Raw genomic sequence first — 18,575 nt, 5'->3', positions numbered from 1 at the left:
GCGCCCGGCCAGGGCCGCGGCGGGGCGATTTCAAGGCGTGCGGGTGCTTTCGGCTGGTCCGTCGGCCTCGGACCGACGAGATGCATCCCCGGCAGCCCAGCTGGGGCCGGAATCCCCGGCGGGCTCCGCGGGATACAGCACGGCGCCGCCGTCGACCGACACGTGCGCCCGGCCGCCGATCGTGAACCGGGCCGCCGCCCGCCCTGGCACCCGATGGGTCACCTCGGCGTCACCGAGCCTCAGAGTGAGCTCCGCCACCGCGCCCGTCGTGCGGATCTCGAGCACGCGAGCATGCGCAGCGGCGTCGGCCTCGCCGTCGGTCGCCGGAGCCACGCGCAGCTGATCCGGCCGCAGCATCGCGACGACGCCGGCGGAGCCGCGGCTGAGGTCGTGCCGCACCGGGAGACGCCCGAAGGCGCAGTCGACGGCGTCGCCCGCGCGCTCCGCGGGCACGACCACGACCTCACCGAGGAACGCGGCCACTCCCGCGTCGACGGGCGCGTCGAACACCGCCGAGGGCTCGCCCGCCTGCACCAGGCGGCCGCCGGCGAGCACGCCGACCTGCTGGCCGAACGACAGCGCCTCCTCCTGGTCGTGCGTCACGAGCACCGCCGTCACGCCGCTGCGCTCGAGCACATCGATCACCGAGCGCCGGGTGTGCGCCCGCAGCCCCGTGTCCAGTGCGCTGAACGGCTCGTCGAGCAGGATCACCTTCGGGCGCTGGGCGAGGGCCCTGGCGAGCGCGACCCGCTGCTGCTGCCCGCCGGAGAGCTCGTGCGGCATCCGCGCGGTGAGTGCCGGATCCAGCGAGGCGAGCTCCATCAGCTCGCGCACCCGCGCGACGGTCCGAGCAGCGCGGGGCAGGCCGAACGCGATGTTGCGCGCGACCGAGAGATGCGGAAACAGGGCGCCGTCCTGCGCGACGTAGCCGATGCCCCGGCGATGGGCGGGCACCGCAGAGTGCGGCCCGGAGAGCTCCCGGCCGTCGAGCGCGATCGTGCCGGCATCCGGCTGCTCGAATCCGGCGATCAGGCGCAGCAGCGTGCTCTTGCCGCTTCCGGAGGAGCCGACCAGTGCCAGGCGCGTGGAGTCGGCCACCTCGAGGGCGACCTCGCGGAGCACCTCCGTGCCGCCGAACGCCTTGGAGATCCCCCTGAGAGTGAGCGTCATCGGAGACTCCGTCCGGTTGCGTGGGCGAACATCAGGGCGACCGCCGGGATCGAGAGCAGCATCAGCACCAGCGCGTACGGGGCGGCGGCGGGGTAGTCGAGTGAGGATGCCGCAGACCAGAAGCTGGTCGCGACAGTGCGGGTGCCGGTGGGTGCGAGCAGCAGGGTCGCGGTCAGCTCGTTCGCCGCACCCAGCGCGACGAGAGCGGCGCCGGCGCCGATCGCGGGGAGCAGCAGCGGCAGCGTCACCCGCAGGCGTGCCCGGAACGGGGCGACGCCGAGAGACCGAGCCGCCTCCTCGAGGGATTCGGGCACCTGGGCGAGCCCTGCTCTCAGCGGCACCAGTGCCCGCGGCAGGAAGATCACGACGTACGCCGCGACCACCGTGAAAGCGGTCTGGTACAGCGCCGGCGCGACGGCAAGGGTGGTACCGACGAGCGCGAGGGCGACGATGATCGCCGGCAGGCTGCTCGCCAGGTAGGCCGCGCCCTCGAGTGCGCGGGCGAGGCGGCCGGAGTGGCGCACCGACAACCAGGCGATCGGCAGCGCGACGAGCACGGCGCACAGCGCTCCGGCGACGGCGAGGCCGAAGGTCTGTCCCGTCGCCGAGGCCAGGGCGCCGAACTCCGCGGCATCCGCGCGGAGCAGCCAGCGCACGACGCTCGCGAGCGGAACGACGATCGCCGCCGCGAGCAGGGCGATCGAGGCCGTGACCGCGAGCCACGAGGCTCTGCCCAGTGCCAGTCGGGCCGGCGGATGCGGTGAGCCGCCCCCCACGCGCGCATAGCGGGAGCGGCCGCGGGCCAGGGACTCGGCACCGAGCAGCACGAGGCAGAGCAGGACCAGCACGATCCCGAGTGCGGCGGCGTTCGGGCCGGCGAACGTCGCCTGATACGCCACCACGATCGCGGTGGTGAAGGTGTCGAACCGGAGGAACGCGAAGGCGCCGTACTCGGAGAGGAGGTGCAGCGCGACGATGAGCGCGCCGCCGAGGACGGCGAGGCGCAGTTGGGGCAGCACCACGCGGAAGAAGACCATCCAGGAGCCGAGCCCGAGTGCGCGGGCCGACTCCTCGAGCGCCGGATCGAGTCCGCGGATGGCCGCCATCGCGGGGAGATACACGAGCGGGAAGTACGCGAGCACGGCGACCAGCAGCCCGCCCCAGAGCCCGTTGATCGACGGGATGGCGCTCGCCCAGCCGTAGCTCGCCACGAAGGCCGGGATCGCGAGCGGCGCAGCGAATGCGACCGCGAACACCCGCCGTGCGGGCAACGCGGTGCGCTCGACGAGCCACGCGGCGCCCACGCCGAGCACGACGGCGGCCGGCACCCCGATCACGACGAGCAGCGCCGTGTTGACGAGCAGCTCGCCGACCTTGGGGCGGATCACGAGCGTCGCGATCTCGGTCCATCCCATCGCGATCGCGGCGTGCACGACGTAGCCCACCGGGACGAGCGCGCCGGCCGTGAGCACGGCGACGAGCGCGACGAGGCCCCCGGGAGCGCGACGCCTACGCGTCGCGGCGACCGGTGCCAGGGTCGCGCGTCTGCTCAGAGGAGTCCGGCTTCCGTCATGAGATCGATGACCTGCGGCCCGTTCAGCGTCGACGGGTCGATCACGGGTGCGTTCAGGCTGTCCAGGGGCGGCAGCTCGGACTTGGCCGGGATGCCGGACGCGACCGGGTACTCGAAGCTGTAGCCCTCGCCGAGGATCTTCTGGCCCTGCTCCCCGGCGATGAAGGCGAGGAACTGCTGCGCCTCGTCCGGGTGCTGGGCGTTCTTCAGCACTCCGCCGCCGGAGACGCTCACGAAGGCACCCGGGTCCTGGTTGCCGAAGTAGTGCAGCTTCGTGTTGCCGCTGTCCTCTGCCGCGGCATCCTGATCGCGGTACCAGTAGTAGTGGTAGATGACGCCGACGGGCACCTCGCCCGCGTTGACCGCCTTCATCGTGACGATGTTGTTGCGGTACTCGGTGGCGTTCTCGGCCATGCCCTCGAGCCAGTCGCGGGCGCCGTCCTCGCCCTGCGTCTCGAGCACGGCGGAGACGATGGCCTGGAAATCGGCCTTGGCCGGGGCGGCGCCCCAGCGGCCCTTCCACTCGGGATCCGCGAGGTCGAGGAGCGACGCGGGCAGCTCGGCCTCGGAGATCAGGTCGGGGTTGTAGACGACGACGGTCGAACGTGCGGCGATTCCGGTCCATGCCCCGGATGCCGGGCGATACGCCTCCGGCACGAGAGCAAGGGTCTCCTCATCGACGGGTGCGAAGAGCCCCGCCTCCTCGACCAGCGACATCGCGGGGGAGTTCTCGGTGAGGAACACGTCGGCCTTGGATGCCGCGCCCTCCTGCACGAGCTGGTTGCCGAGCTCGCTGTCGTCGCCGTTGCGGAGCACGACCTCGATGCCGGTCTTCTTGGTGAACGCGTCTGCCCACTCCTGGGTGAGCTCCTCGTGCTGCGCGTTGTAGACCACGAGCGCATCGGCGTCGCCGCCGTCGCCCTCGGAACCTGCGGCGCAGCCGGAAAGGAGCAGGGCGGACCCCGCGAGGACGGCCAGGGTCGCGTGACGGACGTGCGCAGGCATGGAGACGAGCCCTTCGATCGGATGAGGAGGTAAGGCAATCCTAAAGCAGGCGTCGTCGGGCGCTGATCTCGAAGTCGTCAGAAGTTGCCGGAATACCCCACTGGGGTATATCGTTATTGTCATCGAGATACCCCGATAGGGTATTCAAGACGGGAAGGATCGGATGATGGCTGTCAGCGAGTACAAGGTGACCGGAATGACCTGCGGGCACTGCGAGATGTCGGTGCGCGAAGAGGTTGAAGGCCTCGGCGGGGTCGACGAGATCCAGGTGAGCGCGCAGAGCGGCAGGCTCGTCGTGTCCGGCTCGGACGTCGACGACGCCAGCGTGATCGCGGCCGTGCAGGAAGCGGGCTACTCGGCGGTGCGGGTCTGATGAACGCGGGCGGGCGCCTCGGCGTCTACGGCGCAGGGCTCGTGGTCGCGTTCGGCGCGGCCTTCGGGCTCGCCGCGCTCGTCGCCCCCGAGCGACCGGCTGAGGCAGGACAGGAGAGCAGTGAGATGAACGGGCACGGACACGACGAGGCGCCGGAGACGGCTGCACACGACGACGCCGCGCACGGAGGCGCCGACCTGAAGGGTCTCTCGCTGAGCGCAGCCGGATACACGCTGTCAGAGGTCGAGGCGCCCGCCTCGGTCAGTGAGGCGGGCACGCTGGCCTTCCGTATCCTGGACGATCACGGGGATCCCGTCACGGAGTACGTCACGGAGCACGACAAGGACCTGCACCTGATCGTGGTGCGCTCCGACGGGTCGCGCTTCCAGCATGTGCACCCCGTCCTCGACGTGAAGACCGGCGTCTGGTCGCTGCCGTGGCAGTGGACGGATGCTGGCAGCTACCGCGTCTACGCCGACTTCACGGCCGAGGGCGCCGACGGCCTCACGCTGACCCGTACGGTCGAGGTCGCGGGCTCCTATGCGGCGATCGTGCCGCAGTCCGCGACGACCGCGCAGGTCGACGGCTACACGGTGTCGCTCGAGGGCGAGATCGTCGCCGGCTCCGCGAGCGAACTGACCCTGTCGGTCTCGCGCGACGGCCAGCCCGTCACGACGCTGGAGCCGTACCTGGGCGCCTTCGGGCACCTGGTCGCGCTGCGTCAGGGCGACCTTGCGTACCTGCACGTGCACCCGGAGGGAGCAGAGCCCGCGGACGGCGAGACCGGAGGCCCGGACATCGCCTTCGTGGCGCAGGCGCCGACCGCCGGACGGTACCTGCTGTACCTCGACTTCCAGATCGATGGCCAGGTGCGCACCGCGCCGTTCGTCGTCGATGCGGCATCCGCCGCGCACGCGCACTGACGGCATCCGTCGTCTCCCGGCACCCAGCAACAGGAAGAAGAAGGACATGAGCAGCACGGCGACGCACGCCGGCGGGACGGGCATCGAGCTGGAGATCGGCGGGATGACCTGCGCCTCCTGCGCGAACCGCATCGAGCGGAAGCTGAACAGGCTCGACGGCGTGCAGGCGAGCGTGAACTACGCGACCGAGAAGGCGCGGGTCACGGTGCCCGACGGCTACGACCCCGCGCTGATCATCGCCGAGGTCGAGAAGACCGGGTACACGGCCGCGCTGCCCAAGCAGCCAGCCGGATCCGGCGACTCGGGGGCGGATGCCGAGCAGCCCGACCTCGAGCTCGTCTCGCTGCGCCAGCGGCTGATCGGCTCGGTCGTGCTCACTCTCCCGGTGATCGCGATGGCGATGATCCCCGCGCTGCAGTTCACCTACTGGCAGTGGGCGTCGCTCGCGCTCGCCGCACCCGTGATCCTCTGGGGCGCCTGGCCGTTCCACCGTGCCGCGTGGCTGAACCTCCGTCACGGGGCCGCCACCATGGACACGCTGATCTCGATGGGCACCGCCGCGGCGCTGCTGTGGTCGCTGTACGCGCTGTTCTTCGGCACTGCGGGCGAGCCGGGGATGACGCATCCGTTCTCGCTCGCGATCGGGCCGTCGGACGGCGCCTCGAACATCTACCTCGAGGTCGGCGCCGGGGTGACCATGTTCATCCTCGCCGGCCGCTACTTCGAGAAGCGGTCCAAGCGCCAGGCGGGAGCGGCGCTGCGCGCGCTGCTCGAACTCGGCGCGAAGGAGGTCGCGGTGCTCCGCGACGGCGTCGAGGTCAGGATCCCGACCGGTGACCTGCGGGTCGGCGACGAGTTCGTCGTCCGCCCGGGGGAGAAGATCGCCACTGACGGCGTCGTGGTCTCCGGCACCTCGGCGGTGGATGCCTCCATGCTCACGGGCGAGTCGGTGCCGGTCGAGGTCGGCGAGGGGGACGCCGTCACGGGCGCCACCGTCAACGCCGGCGGCCGGCTGGTGGTCCGCGCGACGCGGATCGGCGCCGACACGCAGCTCGCGCAGATGGCGAAGCTCGTCGAGGACGCCCAGAGCGGCAAGGCCGAGGCGCAGCGGCTCGCCGACCGCATCTCCGGGGTGTTCGTGCCGATCGTCATCGCGATCGCGGTCGCGACCCTCGGCGCCTGGCTCGGCGCCGGGTTCCCCGCCGCCGTCGCCTTCACCGCCGCGGTCGCCGTGCTCGTGATCGCCTGCCCGTGCGCGCTCGGCCTCGCGACGCCCACCGCCCTGCTCGTCGGCACCGGACGCGGCGCCCAGCTCGGCATCCTGATCAAGGGGCCGGAAGTGCTGGAGTCCACCCGCCGCGTCGACACCGTCGTGCTCGACAAGACCGGCACCGTCACGAGCGGGCGGATGACGCTGGTCGATGTCGTCGCCGAGCCCGGCGTCGACCGCGACGAGCTGCTGCGGCTGGCCGGCGCTGCGGAGCACGCCTCCGAGCATCCGATCGCCCAGGCCATCGCGAAGGCGGCCGCCGCAGCGAGCCCGCTGCCGGAGATCGAGGATTTCCAGAACATCGAGGGCAAGGGCGTGCAGGGCATCGTCGACGGCCACGCGATCGTGGTCGGCCGGGAGTCGCTGCTCGCCGACTGGGCCATGCGCCTGAGCGCCGAGACCGCCTCGGCCAAGGCCGGGGCGGAGGCCGAGGGCAAGACCGTCGTCGCCGTCGGCTGGGATGGCGCAGCGCGCGGCATCCTCGTCGTGGCCGACACCGTCAAGCCCACCAGCGCCGAGGCGATCGCGCAGCTGAAGGCCCTCGGGCTCACGCCGGTGCTCCTCACCGGCGACAACGAGGCCGTCGCCCGGCGGATCGCGGCCGAGGTGGGCATCGACGAGGTCATCGCCGAGGTGCTGCCGCAGGACAAGGTCGATGTCGTCTCCCGCCTGCAGAGCGAGGGCAAGGTCGTGGCCATGGTCGGCGACGGCGTCAACGACGCACCCGCTCTCGCCCAGGCCGACCTCGGCCTCGCGATGGGCACCGGCGCCGACGTCGCGATCGAGGCATCCGACATCACCCTGGTGCGCGGCGACCTGCGGGCCGCCGCCGACGCCATCCGGCTGTCCCGTCGGACCCTCGGCACGATCAAGGCGAACCTGTTCTGGGCGTTCGCGTACAACGTGGCCGCGATCCCGATCGCCGCGCTCGGCATGCTCAACCCGATGCTGGCAGGAGCCGCGATGGCGTTCTCGAGCGTGTTCGTGGTCGGCAACAGCCTGCGCCTGCGCGGGTTCCGGAGTCTCAGCACCTCCAAGACGAAAGCGGTGAACTCATGACGACCGTCGAGCCCCACGCGGAGTCGGTCTGCGAGCAGAACCAGCACGGCTACGTGCAGGACAAGGACCGCTACCTCAACCGGATGAAGCGGATCGAGGGCCAGGCCCGCGGCATCCAGCGGATGATCGAGGACGACACGTACTGCATCGACGTGCTCACCCAGATCAGTGCGATCACGTCGGCGCTGGAGAACGTCGCGCTCGGCCTGCTCAAGGACCACCTCGCCCACTGCCTCGCCGACGCCGTCCGCGAGGGCGGCCAGATCGGCGCCGACAAGCTCGAGGAGGCGTCCGCCGCGATCGCCCGCCTCGTCAGGTCCTGAACCCCTAAGGAAGGAAAACCCATGGAGAACACTCAGACCACTCAGGCTGCGAGCTGCTGCAGCACGGTCAGCACCGCTTCGCCGATCGAAGCCGAAGGACGGACGGATCTGCTCGGCTCGGCGGCCCCGGGGGCTTCCGGATGCTGCGGCGGAGCCTCTGCGGACACGGTGAGGGTCGCCGCAGCGATCGCGTAGCGCCGCGCGCCGCGGCGCCGGCGCGTGACCCCGCGCCGCCTGCGCTCGACCGACAGATCCCGCATGAGACGTACGCACAGGCGTGGTGGCTCGCGCGGGATCTGTCAGTTCAGCGGGCCTCGTGATCAGCGTGAGCGCGCCCGCCGTGAGCGCGCGTCTGTGAGCGGGTACACTCGCGGCATTGCGTGGGAAGAGGTCCAGCGGGTGGCAGTGAGTGTGCGAGAGGTCGCCGCGACGGCGGGTGTGTCGGTCGGAACCGTCTCGAACGTGCTGAACCGGCCCGACAAGGTGGCCGACGGAACCGTCCGCCGCGTGCACGATGCGATCGAGCAGCTCGGATTCGTGCGCAACGACGCGGCGCGCCAGCTCCGTGCGGGGCGCAGCCGCAGCATCGGGCTGATCGTCCTCGATGCAGGCAACCCGTTCTTCGCGGACGTCGCCAGGGGTGCCGCGGCGCGCGCCGACGAAGACCGGCTGTCTGTGCTCCTCGGCAACAGCGACGAGGATCCTGTGCGTGAGGACGGGTACCTGGACCTGTTCCGCGAGCAGCGCGTGAACGGCGTGCTGATCACGCCGGCGTCGGACGACGCCGAGAAGCTGCGCCGCATGCAGGCGGCGGGCACGCCGGTGGTGCTGGTCGATCACGAGATCCCCGGGAGCGGCTATTGCTCGGTGTCGGTCGACGACGTCGAGGGCGGGTACCTGGCAGTGCGGCACCTGCTCGAGATCGGACGGCGCCGGATCGTGTTCGTCGGGGGCCCGTCCGCTCTGGCGCAGGTGGCTCATCGTCTCGCGGGCGCGCGCCGGGCGGTGGGTGAGGTCGCCGACGCGACCCTCGAGGTCATCGAGATGCCCGCGCTGACCGTGCTGAACGGCCGCGCGGCGGGCGAGCAGATCGTCGTTCGTCCGGCCGGCGCCCGGCCCGATGCGCTCTTCGCCGCCAACGACCTGCTCGCCGTCGGCCTGCTGCAGGCCGTGACGATGGACGGCACGCTCCGGGTGCCCGAGGATCTCGCCCTGATCGGCTACGACGACATCGACTTCGCGGAGGCCGCGGTCGTCCCGCTGAGCTCCATCCGCCAGCCCGCGCGTCTCATCGGTCACACCGCCGTCGACCTCCTGCTGCGCTCGATCGACGATCCAGACGGCGAGTACGACCGCAACGTGCGGTTCCGGCCCGAGCTCGTCGTCCGCAGGTCGACCTCGGGCTGAGCATCCCTCCGGGTCGCGTCCGCGATCGTCTCCCGATCGCCGTCTGCCCCGCGTGCGACGACGAGCACATGTCGACGGCCGCGTCCCGCCTGTCGGAAGCCGACCACCTGAAAGCGCCCGGTTCGTGCCTGCTCGCCAGAGGCGTTATGCTTGCAGGGAGCGCCCGATCTTGGGGTCGGCGCCTGGAGACGTCGCATAGTCCGGCCTAGTGCACCACCCTGCTAAGGTGGAGTCCTCGCAAGGGGACCGAGGGTTCAAATCCCTCCGTCTCCGCCAGAAAAAAGCCCAGATCAAGCGATAATTCCGTTTTCGCGAGGCTCGATTTGCGAACACTTTCTGTTCGCAAGTTCGGTGGCGCGCGCCGGCTTCCGGCCTTCTCGGTTCCCTTGCAACCGCAGGTCAGAAGGCGATTCTGGTCGATCATCCGGCCTTTGCTGTGGAGGGATTCGCTCCCTCGCGCATCCCACTCCAAACCCGGCCGGCGAGGCGAGTGTTCGATAGGCCTGCGGTGGGGGCTGAGGCGATCCTGGCGCCAGGGGCCTGACGCCTAGCGTCGTGGCCATGAGCGCCGTTCCGAGGTTCCTCCGGAGACCGTTCGGGCCGGGTGCTTGACATTCTCGCAAAGTTAGTTCTAAAGTTTATTTAGTCCTGAACTAAGTGAGGCCTTCGATGGTGAACCGCCCGACAAATCACCGTACCGACGTGAACCGGTCCGCCATCCTGGCGCACCTGGGTGCCACCGGTCCGGCATCGCGCGCCGAGCTCGCTCGTGCGCTCGACATGTCGCCGGCGCTGATGACGCAGCTCACGAAAGACCTGCTGACAGAGCGTCTTCTCGTAGAGCTCGAGCAAGCGCCCTCAAGCGGTGGTCGTCCCGCCCGGATGCTCGGCCTTGCCGCAACCGCCGGCCGGGCGGTCGGGGTGAAGGTGACCGCGGATCACGTGGCGTTCGTCGAGGTGGGTCTTGACGGGCGCGTGCTGCGCTCGGCCAGCGAGCCGTTCGACGCGCTCGCGAGCACCTACCTTACGGATCTCGTGACGAGGATCCGGCACTTCCTCTCCGGAGGTGGCAGCGCTCCGATGCTCGGTGTCGGCGTGGGTGTGCCCGGCTCCGTCGATCAGCCCGGATCGGGTATCGTGACGGCGCCTCAGCTCGGCTGGAACTCCGTCCCGCTGGGCGAGTCGCTTCGCGCCGCACTCGACCTGCCGGTCATCGTGGAGAACAACGTCAACGCCCTCACAGTGGCGGAGCGCCTGTATGGCAAGGGGCGCGGCCGCGACAATTTCCTGGTCGTCACGATCGGAACCGGGATCGGAGCCGGCATGGCGATTGAGGGAGCCGTTATGCGCGGGTCGACCGGGGGAGTGGGCGAGGTCGGTCACATGCCCGTCTCGGAAGGCGGACCCCGCTGCCGGTGCGGCAACGAGGGCTGCCTCGAGGCGCACATCAGTGAGGCTGCCCTCGTCGACTCAGCGCGCAAGGCGGGCGTCGTCGGTCCGTCGGCAGGAATCGACGTGCTGCGCGCGGCCGCCGATGCGGGCGACAAGGATGCCGTGGCGATCTTCGGCCGTGCCGGACACCTGCTCGGGCGCACGCTGGCGGGCGTCGTCCACCTCGTGGACCCGGCGCTGGTCATCATCCTCGGGGAGGGAACGGCCGCCTGGAGCCACTGGTCGTTCGGGTTCGAACCGGCGTTCCGCTCACACCTCGTCGCCCACCGGCGGGGCATTGCGGTCGAGATCGAGACCTGGCAGGACGACTCGTGGGCCCAAGGTGCGGCAGCGCTCGTCCTCGCGACGCCGTTCGATGACGGCGTCTCGGGCGACCAGGGCCGGCTCATCCGTGAACGATTCGTCGAGAACGCAGGCCGGGCATGAGTACGCTCGGCCAGGCCGGGGTGGCCCGCGCGGGTTCCGCGATACTCCTGGAGGAGCAGGAAGCGGCACCCCCCGCCCGCCGCCCCTTTCGCCGGAGCCGCACGACCAAGCTGCGCTACACCCTCACCGTCCTCGCATTCCTGCTGCCGAGCGCCATCCCGCTCACGCTCTTCGTGATCGGCCCGATGATCGCGGCGGCGTGGATCAGCCTGACGGAGTGGAACCTGCTCACCCCCGCGACGTGGGTCGGCCTGGACAACTACGCGAGCCTGCTGACCGACCCTCGGACGGCAGAGGTCTTCCTCCACACGATCTACTACATCGTCGGGTACCTGCCGCTGGTGTACGTCGGCGGTCTGCTCATCGCGCTCGCCCTCAACACGGCGCTCAAAGGCCGCACGTTCCTCAGAGGCGTTTACTTCCTGCCGGTTGTCACGAGCTGGATCGTCGTCGCGCTCGTGTGGCGTTGGCTGCTCAACCCGAGCAACGGTGTGGTCAACACCGTGCTGGGGTTCTTCGGCATCGACGGCCCCGGGTGGTGGACGGATCCGGCCTGGGCGATGCCCTCCATCATCTTGGCGTCCGCGTGGAAGGACATCGGCTTCGTCATGGTCATCCTGCTCGCGGGTCTGCAGGCGATCGATCGCGAACTGATCGACGCATCGAAGGTGGACGGCGCCGGGCCGTGGCGACGCCTCTTTTCGGTGACCCTTCCGCTGCTGTCACCCGCCACCTTCTTCGTGCTCGTGATCTCGCTCATCAACGGCTTCCAGGTCTTCGACCAGGTGTACGCGATGACGGGTGGGGGACCGGGCGGTGCGACGCAGGTCGTCGTCCAGCAGATCTACGACCTCACCTTCCGCTACGGCGCCGCCGGCGAGGCATCCGCCCTGTCATGGCTCCTGTTCGTCGTCATCCTCGCCGTCACCGTCGTGCAGATCCGCGGCCAGCGGAAGTGGGTCAACTATGGCTGAGATCACGCGTACGCGATCGATCCTGCTCCACGCGGCCGTCATCATCGGCGCGCTAGCTATGTTCTTCCCCTTCTACTGGACGGTCGTCACCTCGCTGAGCCCGGGAACCGGTCTCACGTCGGCTCCTTCGCTCATCCCGGCCGACCCCGGGCTGGAGGCCTACAACCAGCTCTTCTCACAGCTCCCCTTTGCACGCGTCGTCGGGAATAGCCTGCTGCTCGCCACGATCACGACGCTCGTGCAGTTGATCACGAGCGCGACGGCGGCCTACGCGTTCAGCCGTCTGCCCTTCAGGGGCCGCAGCGCCGTCTTCGGTGTCTATCTCGCGACGATGATGATCCCCCTCCAGGTGCTCCTCGTGCCGCTTTTCGCGGAGATGAAGGCGCTCGGACTCATCAACACCTATCTGGGTGCGTTGCTGCCGACCTTCGCCGCCGCGTTCGGCATCTTCCTGCTGCGACAGGCGATGAACCAGATCCCGTTCGAGCTGGACGAGGCCGCGACGCTCGACGGTGCCGGCCACTTCCGGGTGTTCTGGTCCGTGATCCTGCCCAATATCCGCCCCGCACTCGCCACGCTCGCGGTCTTCGCGTTCATGGGGAGCTGGAACAGCTTCCTGTGGCCCCTCGTGATCCTGCGGGCTCCCGAGCTGCAGACCCTCCCCGTGGCTCTGGCCGGCCTGCAGGGCCAGTTCACGACGCAGTGGGACATCGTCATGGCCGGGTCGGTCGTCAGCATCCTCCCGATGCTTGCGCTCTACCTCTTCGCCCAGCGCTACATCATCCAGGGCGTGGCCAACACCGGGCTCAAGTGAGCCGCTCCGCAGTACCCGAGATACAACCCCAACACCTATCAAGGAAGACAGGAACATCATGAGAACCACAGCATTAGCCACTGTCGGCTTCCTGGGCGTCGCTGCCCTCGCCGTGAGCGGCTGCTCCGCCGCCGGCACACCGGAAGATGACGGCGGAGACGTCACCATCAGCTACACGAACTTCATCTCGAACGGCGGCAACGAAGAGAACCTTCAGGCGATCGTCGACGCGTTCGAGGACGAGAACCCAGGCATCACCGTCGATGTCACGACGCTGCCCTATGCCGACTACGGGACGGCGCTGCAGACCGACCTCGCCGCAGGCACGGCGTCGGATGTGTTCGACGTCGAGTACTCGAACTACGCGTCGTATCAGGCGAACGGCGTTCTGGCACCGCTTGAGGTATCGGATACGGGGGTCTACCGGCAGTCGGTGCTGGAGGCGTACGCCACCGACGGCACGCAGTACGCGCTGCCGAGCTCGTTCTCGACAGTCGTCATGTTCTACAACAAGGACATGTTCGAGGCGGCCGGTCTCGAGACGCCCGCCGACGGCTGGACGTGGGACGACGTAGAGTCCGCCGCCGAAACGCTGACCGACGAGGCCGCCGGGGTCTGGGGCGCCCATCAGCCGGTGAGCTTCTACGAGTTCTACAAGGTGCTCGAGCAGAGCGGCGGCAGCTTCCTGGACGAGTCCGGAACCAAGGTCGCCTTCAACACGCCCGAGGGCGTCGAGGCCGCCGAGTGGCTCGTCGGCAAGAGCGGAACCGTCATGCCGACCATCGAACAGGGACAAGGCACACCCGACTTCGACACCAACCTGTTCACCGAGGGCAAGCTCGCCATGCTCTACACCGGCATCTGGATGTTCGGCGCGTTCGCTGACGTGCCGTTCGGGTGGGACATCGCGGTGGAACCCGGCAACACACAGCAGGCCAGCGCGCTCTTCTCCAACGCGGTCGGCGTCTCGGCGCAGTCCGAGAACGGCGAGGCCGCGACGAAGTTCGCCGAGTTCCTCACTTCCAGCGATGTCATGGTGGACACGCGTCTCGAAGCCGGCTGGGAGCTGCCCGCCATCTCCGACGACGCGAAGCTCGAAAGCTACCTGACTCTTGGCAACCCCGACAACCGCCAGGCCGTCTTCGACTCCCTTGAGAACGTCGCACTGCCCCCGGTCGTCGCCGAGGGTCAGCAGGAGATGCAGGACATCATGACCGAGGAGCTGATCGAAGCGCAGTCCGGCCGCAAGAGCGTCGAAGAGGCGCTCGCGTCGGCGGAGGAGCGCATCAACGCCGCAATCGGCGGCTGATCTCGCGGTGGCGGGTCCGGCCCCAACCGGTCGGACCTGCCACCTACCCAGAGGCCACTCGCGGTCCCGAACACCCCCGCGCTGCGCTTGAACCTTTTCCATCTATCCCAGAGAGACGCACGCATGCCTCCCACTACGGATGACCACCGCCTTACGGCGCTCGCTGAACAGAGCGCGGCGCTGATCTCGTCGTTGCAGACGCCGGAAGGCGCCTATCCGGCGAGCCCCACCTTCTCGGCCTATGTCGGCTACAGCTGGTTTCGAGACGGCGCGTTCATCGCCGACGGGATGTCGAGCTGGGGCGAGGCGGCATCCGCGGAGCAATTCTTCGACTGGTGCGCACGAGTCCTCGAGGCACGCTCAGACCACCTGGAGCGCATCGTGGAGGCAGCCTTAGCGGGCCGACCGGTGCCCGACGAGGCCATGCTCCCGACTCGCTTCACCTTCGACGGTCGAGAGGGCGACGATGAGTGGTGGGATTTCCAGCTCGACGGCTACGGCACCTGGCTCTGGGCAGTCGGTGAACACGTCGGCCGGCACGGCGCCGACCCCAGCCGGTGGCGCACTGCGGTCGAGCTCAGCGTCGACTATCTCGTCTCCTCGTGGGATAGACCATGCTACGACTGGTGGGAGGAGCACCCCATGCACCGGCACGGGTCGACCCTCGGCTGCATCGTCGCAGGCCTGCGTGCCGCGCTCGGACTCGGTGTGCTAGACGAGACGCGGGCCTCGGCAGCGACTGCCGCGGCAGCCGCTGCCGAGGCACGCCTCAAGGGTGAGGCTGTCTCCGACGGTCATCTCGCGAAGTGGATCGGCTCGAGCGAAGTCGACGCCAGCCTCGCGGCCGTCGTCGGACTGCTGAACGTCGTGGGTGCCGGGACCGACATCGGCCGCCGCACGATCGACGCCGTCGAGGATGACCTGACCAAGGACGGCGGCGTCCACCGCTACCTGGACGACACGTTCTACGGCGGAGGCCAATGGCCCTTGCTGTCGTGCATGCTCGGACTCGCCCATGCACGGGCAGGGAGCACAGCGCGCGCCCGCGAGCTGCTCGACTGGGCGGCATCGACGGCGGCGACCGACGGCTCGATGCCGGAACAAGTCGACCGCCACTTGCTCGCCCCGACGCGAGTCGACGAATGGGTGGACCGTTGGGGCAGCGTCGCCCAGCCGCTCCTTTGGAGCCACGCCATGCTCATCCGACTCGTGGTGGAACTCGGGTTGCGACCCGATGCCGACGTCCGCCGCGCAACGTCGGATGCCCGCGCATGATCCGCCACCGTCCACTGGGCTCGGGTCACCCCTATTCCATCGACACCGAGCAGCGGTCGCCGATCGACCCCGTCGCAGGCGAGCCGCTCACGATCGGCGCTCGAACGACCCCTGATGTGGAGCGTGTCGACTGCGAGCTCACGGTGGTCGCGCCCGACGGTGCGAAGACGACCCGAATCGTTCCGCTCGCACGCGTCGCCCGCACCTCCCGCGGCCAGACAGTTGATGGAGGTCACCTGGCCTCCGCACAAGCACGTCTCGCGCGCAAGGCCGAAGGCTGGGCGGCGACCATAGACGCACCGCCCGCTGGTAGCCATTTGAGCTACCGCCTCGTGGGCTTCGCCTCGGATGGCGGCGAGCAACACACCCGCTGGTTCCAGACGACGGTATTCGCGTGGCGCTCCGCGTCTGATGACGCCGTCGCCGGCGACGGCAGGCGCCGTGTCATCCCCGGGAGCGTGAGAGTCCTGTCGGATGGCGTGCATGTCTGCCGCGTCCGCTTCGCGCTTCCACTCCGTCCGGGCGAGCACGTCACGGGACTGGGGGAACGCTATGACGCACTGGACCACCGCGGCACGAGCCTTGACTCGGTCGTGTTCGAGCAATACAAGAGCCAGGGGGCGGAGCGCAAGACCTACATGCCGATGCCGTTCGCGCACGTCGTCGGCGCCGATGGCTGGGGCTTCCACATCCGCACATCGCGCCGAGTGTGGTTCGACATCGGCCAAACCGAGCCGGACGCCCTCTGGGTCGAGGTCGAAACGGCGGCGGAAGACGGTGGCGTCGCAGCATCCATCGCCTTCTACGACGGCTCGCCGACCCGCGTGCTCGAGGCATTCCTGGACGAAGTCGGTCGCGCCGAGGAGCTGCCCGAGTGGGTCTTCGAGCTGTGGGCGAGCGGAAACGAGTGGAACACACAGGAGCGCGTCATGCGCGAACTGGACGCACATCGCGAGCACGACATCCCGGTGGGGTCGGTCGTCATCGAAGCGTGGAGCGACGAATCGACGTTCACGGCGTTCCGCGATGCGCGCTATGAGCCTTCATTCGACGGTGCGCCCCATCGCCTCGCCGACTTCGATTTTCCGGCAGAAGGTGCGTGGCCCGACCCGAAGGGCATGGTCGACGACCTGCACACACGCGGTGTGCGCGTGCATCTGTGGCAGATCCCGCTGATGAAGCTGCGACCGCACCCCAAAGGACAGGCAGCAGCCGATGCCGCGGCCGCCGTCGAAGCCGACGTGCTGATCCGCGAACCCGACGCAAAGGGACACCTGCGCCCATACCGCAATCGCGGCTGGTGGTTCCCGCTGTCGTACATGCCCGATCTCACCGACGAGAGCGCAGCGCAGTGGTGGACCGAGAAGCGCCGTTACCTCGTAGAGGAAATCGGCATCGATGGGTTCAAGACTGACGGCGGCGAGCACGCGTGGGGGCGAGAGCTCGTGTACCTCGACGGATCGCACGGCGACGAGGCGAACAGCCGCTTCCCAGTGGCATACGCCAAGGCCTACGGCGACCTCCTCCGCTCGGCCGGTAAAGCGCCCGTCACGTTTAGCCGAGCCGGCTACACGGGCTCACAGGCCCACGGAGCGTTCTGGGCTGGAGATGAGAACTCGACGTGGGACGCCTACCGATGGTCGCTCTTCGCGGGGCTGTCCGCCGCAGCGTCTGGCATCGTCTACTGGGGCTGGGACATCGCCGGCTTCTCCGGCCCGGTGCCGAGCGCAGAACTCTACCTGAGGGCGAGTGCAGCGTCCGCGTTCGTGCCGATCATGCAGTACCACTCTGAGTTCAACCACCACCGGACGCCGTCGCACGACCGCACGCCGTGGAACATCGCCGAACAGTCCGGTGACGATCGGGTTCTTCCGGTCTTCCGCCGATACGCGAAGCTGCGTGAGCGGCTCGTCCCATACCTCGCCGCGGAGGCGCGCGAGTCGATCCGCACTTCCGCGCCGCTCATGCGCGCGCTCTACTTCGATCACCCCACATGGTCCGGCGCCTGGACGCATCCGCTGCAGTGGATGCTCGGCCGAGACCTCTTCATATCGCCGGTCGTCGATGAGGGTGCGACTGCGCATCAAGTAGCGCTCCCGCCTGGGGAGTGGATCGATGTATGGACAGATGAGGCTGTTGCCGGCGCGCAGATGCTGCGGCGTACAGTTCCCATCGACGAGGTTCCCGTCTACTGCCGCGCCGAGGCATGGGCGCGGCTTGCTCCGGTTTTCGAGGATCGCGAGTGACCACGGTCACAGCCCGGCTGTGGCCCCCTGGCACGACGGGATCTTCACCCTCCACCGCAGATCTGCTCGCGCGCGGTGCTCGCCCGGTACCCTGAAGGTATGGGCGTCACGACCAGGTCGAGTCTCGCGTTGCGCGAGGTAATCGACGCGCGCCGCGGCGAACTCGACGCCCTACTTTCGAAGTACGGCGCGAGGAACCCTCGACTGTTCGGGTCCGTCGCTCGCGGCGATGCTGCTGAGGGTAGTGATATCGACATTCTGGTCGAAATGGACCCCGCAGACGGGAACCTCCTCATGAGAGCGAGCGGGCTCATGGAAGAGACCCGGCAGCTGTTCGGCCGAGACGACATCGACATCTTCCCAGTGCAATTGCTCAAGCATCCGATTTCAGAGTCCGCGCTCGTCGACGCGATAGCCCTGTGAGTCGCGGAACCCAGCAACGGATCGCCGACATCCTCCAGGCGATCGACCGATGCAACCGCTACCTCACGTCCCCTGACAAGCCAGGACCGCGACCTCGTCGACATGGCCGAAGATGCCGTTGAAAGAAACCTGCAGATCATCGGCGAAGCCGTCGTCCATCTCCCCGCGGAGATCACCGACACGCATCCAGAGATCGCGTGGCCCCAGATCCGCGGGTTCCGGAACATCCTTGTTCACCAATACTTCGGAGTGGATCCCGACACTGTTCGGGACGTGATCGAGTCGCATCTGCCGGCGCTGGAAGCAGCGCTTCGTGAGCATGCCACGGACTGAGCAGCTGGCTCGATCGCAGTGCAAAGTAGGCGGGTTCACGTGCGAAGAATCTGCGAACAACTGAACACCCGTGTAAGTAAGTGAACCTCCACCAACGAGACCGCAAACCGCGTCAAATCAACGTGAACACACGCGAACCCACCTGAGCGCCATCGCCTGGCTCGGGTTCAAATCCCTCCGTCTCCGCCAGAAATCTCCTGGTCGGTGACTCGCCCCGGTG

General features: G+C 68.9%; 17 protein-coding genes and 1 tRNA gene. 14 read left to right on the top strand and 4 right to left on the bottom strand.

Features of this window, described 5'->3' with window-relative positions; genetic code table 11:
• Positions 1 to 30 precede the first annotated feature (30 nt).
• From IPV10_RS13240 to IPV10_RS13230, 3 genes are all read right to left on the bottom strand, one after another.
• Complete coding sequence (locus IPV10_RS13240; RefSeq protein WP_207484604.1) at positions 31 to 1,170, bottom strand: ABC transporter ATP-binding protein; 1,140 nt, start codon at positions 1,168 to 1,170, stop codon at positions 31 to 33.
• Positions 1,167 to 2,642, bottom strand: coding sequence for an iron ABC transporter permease (locus IPV10_RS13235; protein ID WP_307861133.1), 1,476 nt, complete (start codon positions 2,640 to 2,642; stop codon positions 1,167 to 1,169). The genes IPV10_RS13240 and IPV10_RS13235 overlap by 4 nt, the downstream gene beginning before the upstream one ends.
• 77 nt (positions 2,643 to 2,719) lie before the next feature.
• Positions 2,720 to 3,748 (bottom strand): iron ABC transporter substrate-binding protein, encoded by a 1,029-nt coding sequence (locus IPV10_RS13230; RefSeq protein ID WP_207484602.1) that lies wholly within the window; start codon positions 3,746 to 3,748, stop codon positions 2,720 to 2,722.
• 166 nt (positions 3,749 to 3,914) lie between these two features.
• On the opposite strand from IPV10_RS13230, the gene IPV10_RS13225 reads away from it, so the two are divergent.
• From IPV10_RS13225 to IPV10_RS13210, 4 genes are read left to right on the top strand one after another with little or no spacing between them, the layout of a single operon-like run.
• Positions 3,915 to 4,121, top strand: a complete 207-nt coding sequence (locus IPV10_RS13225; RefSeq protein ID WP_207484601.1) for a heavy-metal-associated domain-containing protein — start codon at positions 3,915 to 3,917, stop codon at positions 4,119 to 4,121.
• Positions 4,121 to 5,044 (top strand): heavy-metal-associated domain-containing protein, encoded by a 924-nt coding sequence (locus tag IPV10_RS13220; RefSeq protein ID WP_207484600.1) that lies wholly within the window; start codon positions 4,121 to 4,123, stop codon positions 5,042 to 5,044. The genes IPV10_RS13225 and IPV10_RS13220 overlap by 1 nt, the downstream gene beginning before the upstream one ends.
• 46 nt (positions 5,045 to 5,090) lie before the next feature.
• Positions 5,091 to 7,373 (top strand): cation-translocating P-type ATPase, encoded by a 2,283-nt coding sequence (locus IPV10_RS13215; RefSeq protein ID WP_207484598.1) that lies wholly within the window; start codon positions 5,091 to 5,093, stop codon positions 7,371 to 7,373.
• On the top strand, positions 7,370 to 7,696 hold the full coding sequence (locus tag IPV10_RS13210) for a metal-sensitive transcriptional regulator (protein ID WP_207484597.1): 327 nt from the start codon (positions 7,370 to 7,372) through the stop codon (positions 7,694 to 7,696). Before IPV10_RS13215 ends, IPV10_RS13210 begins: the two co-directional genes overlap by 4 nt.
• Positions 7,697 to 7,737: 41 nt before the next feature.
• On the opposite strand, the gene IPV10_RS13205 is transcribed toward IPV10_RS13210, so the two are convergent.
• A complete protein-coding gene (locus tag IPV10_RS13205) occupies positions 7,738 to 7,956 on the bottom strand; it encodes a hypothetical protein (protein WP_207484595.1) in 219 nt (72 codons plus the stop codon).
• Positions 7,957 to 8,095: 139 nt separating this feature from the next.
• Between IPV10_RS13205 and IPV10_RS13200 the strand changes: the two genes are divergently transcribed.
• From IPV10_RS13200 to IPV10_RS17400, 10 genes are all read left to right on the top strand, one after another.
• Positions 8,096 to 9,103 carry a LacI family DNA-binding transcriptional regulator gene (locus IPV10_RS13200; RefSeq protein WP_207484593.1) on the top strand — a complete coding sequence of 336 codons (1,008 nt, stop codon included), beginning with the start codon at positions 8,096 to 8,098 and terminating at the stop codon, positions 9,101 to 9,103.
• 184 nt (positions 9,104 to 9,287) lie between these two features.
• Positions 9,288 to 9,379, top strand: a tRNA-Ser gene (locus tag IPV10_RS13195).
• A 426-nt stretch (positions 9,380 to 9,805) separates the two neighbouring features.
• Positions 9,806 to 10,981, top strand: coding sequence for an ROK family transcriptional regulator (locus IPV10_RS13190; protein ID WP_207484591.1), 1,176 nt, complete (start codon positions 9,806 to 9,808; stop codon positions 10,979 to 10,981).
• Positions 10,978 to 11,955, top strand: a complete 978-nt coding sequence (locus tag IPV10_RS13185; RefSeq protein WP_207484589.1) for a carbohydrate ABC transporter permease — start codon at positions 10,978 to 10,980, stop codon at positions 11,953 to 11,955. The genes IPV10_RS13190 and IPV10_RS13185 overlap by 4 nt, the downstream gene beginning before the upstream one ends.
• The gene (locus IPV10_RS13180; protein WP_207484587.1) at positions 11,948 to 12,769 is read left to right on the top strand and encodes a carbohydrate ABC transporter permease; all 822 of its coding nucleotides are present in this window, start codon (positions 11,948 to 11,950) and stop codon (positions 12,767 to 12,769) included. Before IPV10_RS13185 ends, IPV10_RS13180 begins: the two co-directional genes overlap by 8 nt.
• A gap of 58 nt (positions 12,770 to 12,827) precedes the next feature.
• Positions 12,828 to 14,078 (top strand): sugar ABC transporter substrate-binding protein, encoded by a 1,251-nt coding sequence (locus IPV10_RS13175; protein ID WP_207484584.1) that lies wholly within the window; start codon positions 12,828 to 12,830, stop codon positions 14,076 to 14,078.
• Positions 14,079 to 14,201: 123 nt separating this feature from the next.
• Complete coding sequence (locus IPV10_RS13170) at positions 14,202 to 15,353, top strand: glycoside hydrolase family 15 protein (RefSeq protein WP_207484582.1); 1,152 nt, start codon at positions 14,202 to 14,204, stop codon at positions 15,351 to 15,353.
• On the top strand, positions 15,350 to 17,599 hold the full coding sequence (locus IPV10_RS13165) for a TIM-barrel domain-containing protein (protein ID WP_207484580.1): 2,250 nt from the start codon (positions 15,350 to 15,352) through the stop codon (positions 17,597 to 17,599). Before IPV10_RS13170 ends, IPV10_RS13165 begins: the two co-directional genes overlap by 4 nt.
• 99 nt (positions 17,600 to 17,698) lie before the next feature.
• Positions 17,699 to 18,022, top strand: coding sequence for a nucleotidyltransferase family protein (locus tag IPV10_RS13160; protein ID WP_207484578.1), 324 nt, complete (start codon positions 17,699 to 17,701; stop codon positions 18,020 to 18,022).
• A gap of 102 nt (positions 18,023 to 18,124) precedes the next feature.
• Positions 18,125 to 18,355 carry a HepT-like ribonuclease domain-containing protein gene (locus IPV10_RS17400; protein WP_207484575.1) on the top strand — a complete coding sequence of 77 codons (231 nt, stop codon included), beginning with the start codon at positions 18,125 to 18,127 and terminating at the stop codon, positions 18,353 to 18,355.
• Positions 18,356 to 18,575 lie beyond the last annotated feature (220 nt).

Origin of the sequence: Microbacterium sp. SD291 (genome assembly GCF_017355365.1) — a bacterium.
Taxonomy (GTDB): domain Bacteria; phylum Actinomycetota; class Actinomycetes; order Actinomycetales; family Microbacteriaceae; genus Microbacterium.
This window is presented reverse-complemented; position numbering and strand designations above follow the sequence as displayed.

What these genes read in the sequence shown, in the direction of transcription:
- IPV10_RS13240 (WP_207484604.1), bottom strand. Translation starts at nt 1,170, where the DNA reads ATGACGCTCACTCTCAGGGGGATCTCCAAGGCGTTCGGCGGCACGGAG.
- IPV10_RS13230 (WP_207484602.1), bottom strand. Translation starts at nt 3,748, where the DNA reads ATGCCTGCGCACGTCCGTCACGCGACCCTGGCCGTCCTCGCGGGGTCC.
- IPV10_RS13225 (WP_207484601.1), top strand. Translation starts at nt 3,915, where the DNA reads ATGGCTGTCAGCGAGTACAAGGTGACCGGAATGACCTGCGGGCACTGC.
- IPV10_RS13220 (WP_207484600.1), top strand. Translation starts at nt 4,121, where the DNA reads ATGAACGCGGGCGGGCGCCTCGGCGTCTACGGCGCAGGGCTCGTGGTC.
- IPV10_RS13215 (WP_207484598.1), top strand. Translation starts at nt 5,091, where the DNA reads ATGAGCAGCACGGCGACGCACGCCGGCGGGACGGGCATCGAGCTGGAG.
- IPV10_RS13210 (WP_207484597.1), top strand. Translation starts at nt 7,370, where the DNA reads ATGACGACCGTCGAGCCCCACGCGGAGTCGGTCTGCGAGCAGAACCAG.
- IPV10_RS13205 (WP_207484595.1), bottom strand. Translation starts at nt 7,956, where the DNA reads ATGCGGGATCTGTCGGTCGAGCGCAGGCGGCGCGGGGTCACGCGCCGG.
- IPV10_RS13185 (WP_207484589.1), top strand. Translation starts at nt 10,978, where the DNA reads ATGAGTACGCTCGGCCAGGCCGGGGTGGCCCGCGCGGGTTCCGCGATA.
- IPV10_RS13180 (WP_207484587.1), top strand. Translation starts at nt 11,948, where the DNA reads ATGGCTGAGATCACGCGTACGCGATCGATCCTGCTCCACGCGGCCGTC.
- IPV10_RS13175 (WP_207484584.1), top strand. Translation starts at nt 12,828, where the DNA reads ATGAGAACCACAGCATTAGCCACTGTCGGCTTCCTGGGCGTCGCTGCC.
- IPV10_RS13170 (WP_207484582.1), top strand. Translation starts at nt 14,202, where the DNA reads ATGCCTCCCACTACGGATGACCACCGCCTTACGGCGCTCGCTGAACAG.
- IPV10_RS13165 (WP_207484580.1), top strand. Translation starts at nt 15,350, where the DNA reads ATGATCCGCCACCGTCCACTGGGCTCGGGTCACCCCTATTCCATCGAC.
- IPV10_RS13160 (WP_207484578.1), top strand. Translation starts at nt 17,699, where the DNA reads ATGGGCGTCACGACCAGGTCGAGTCTCGCGTTGCGCGAGGTAATCGAC.
- IPV10_RS17400 (WP_207484575.1), top strand. Translation starts at nt 18,125, where the DNA reads ATGGCCGAAGATGCCGTTGAAAGAAACCTGCAGATCATCGGCGAAGCC.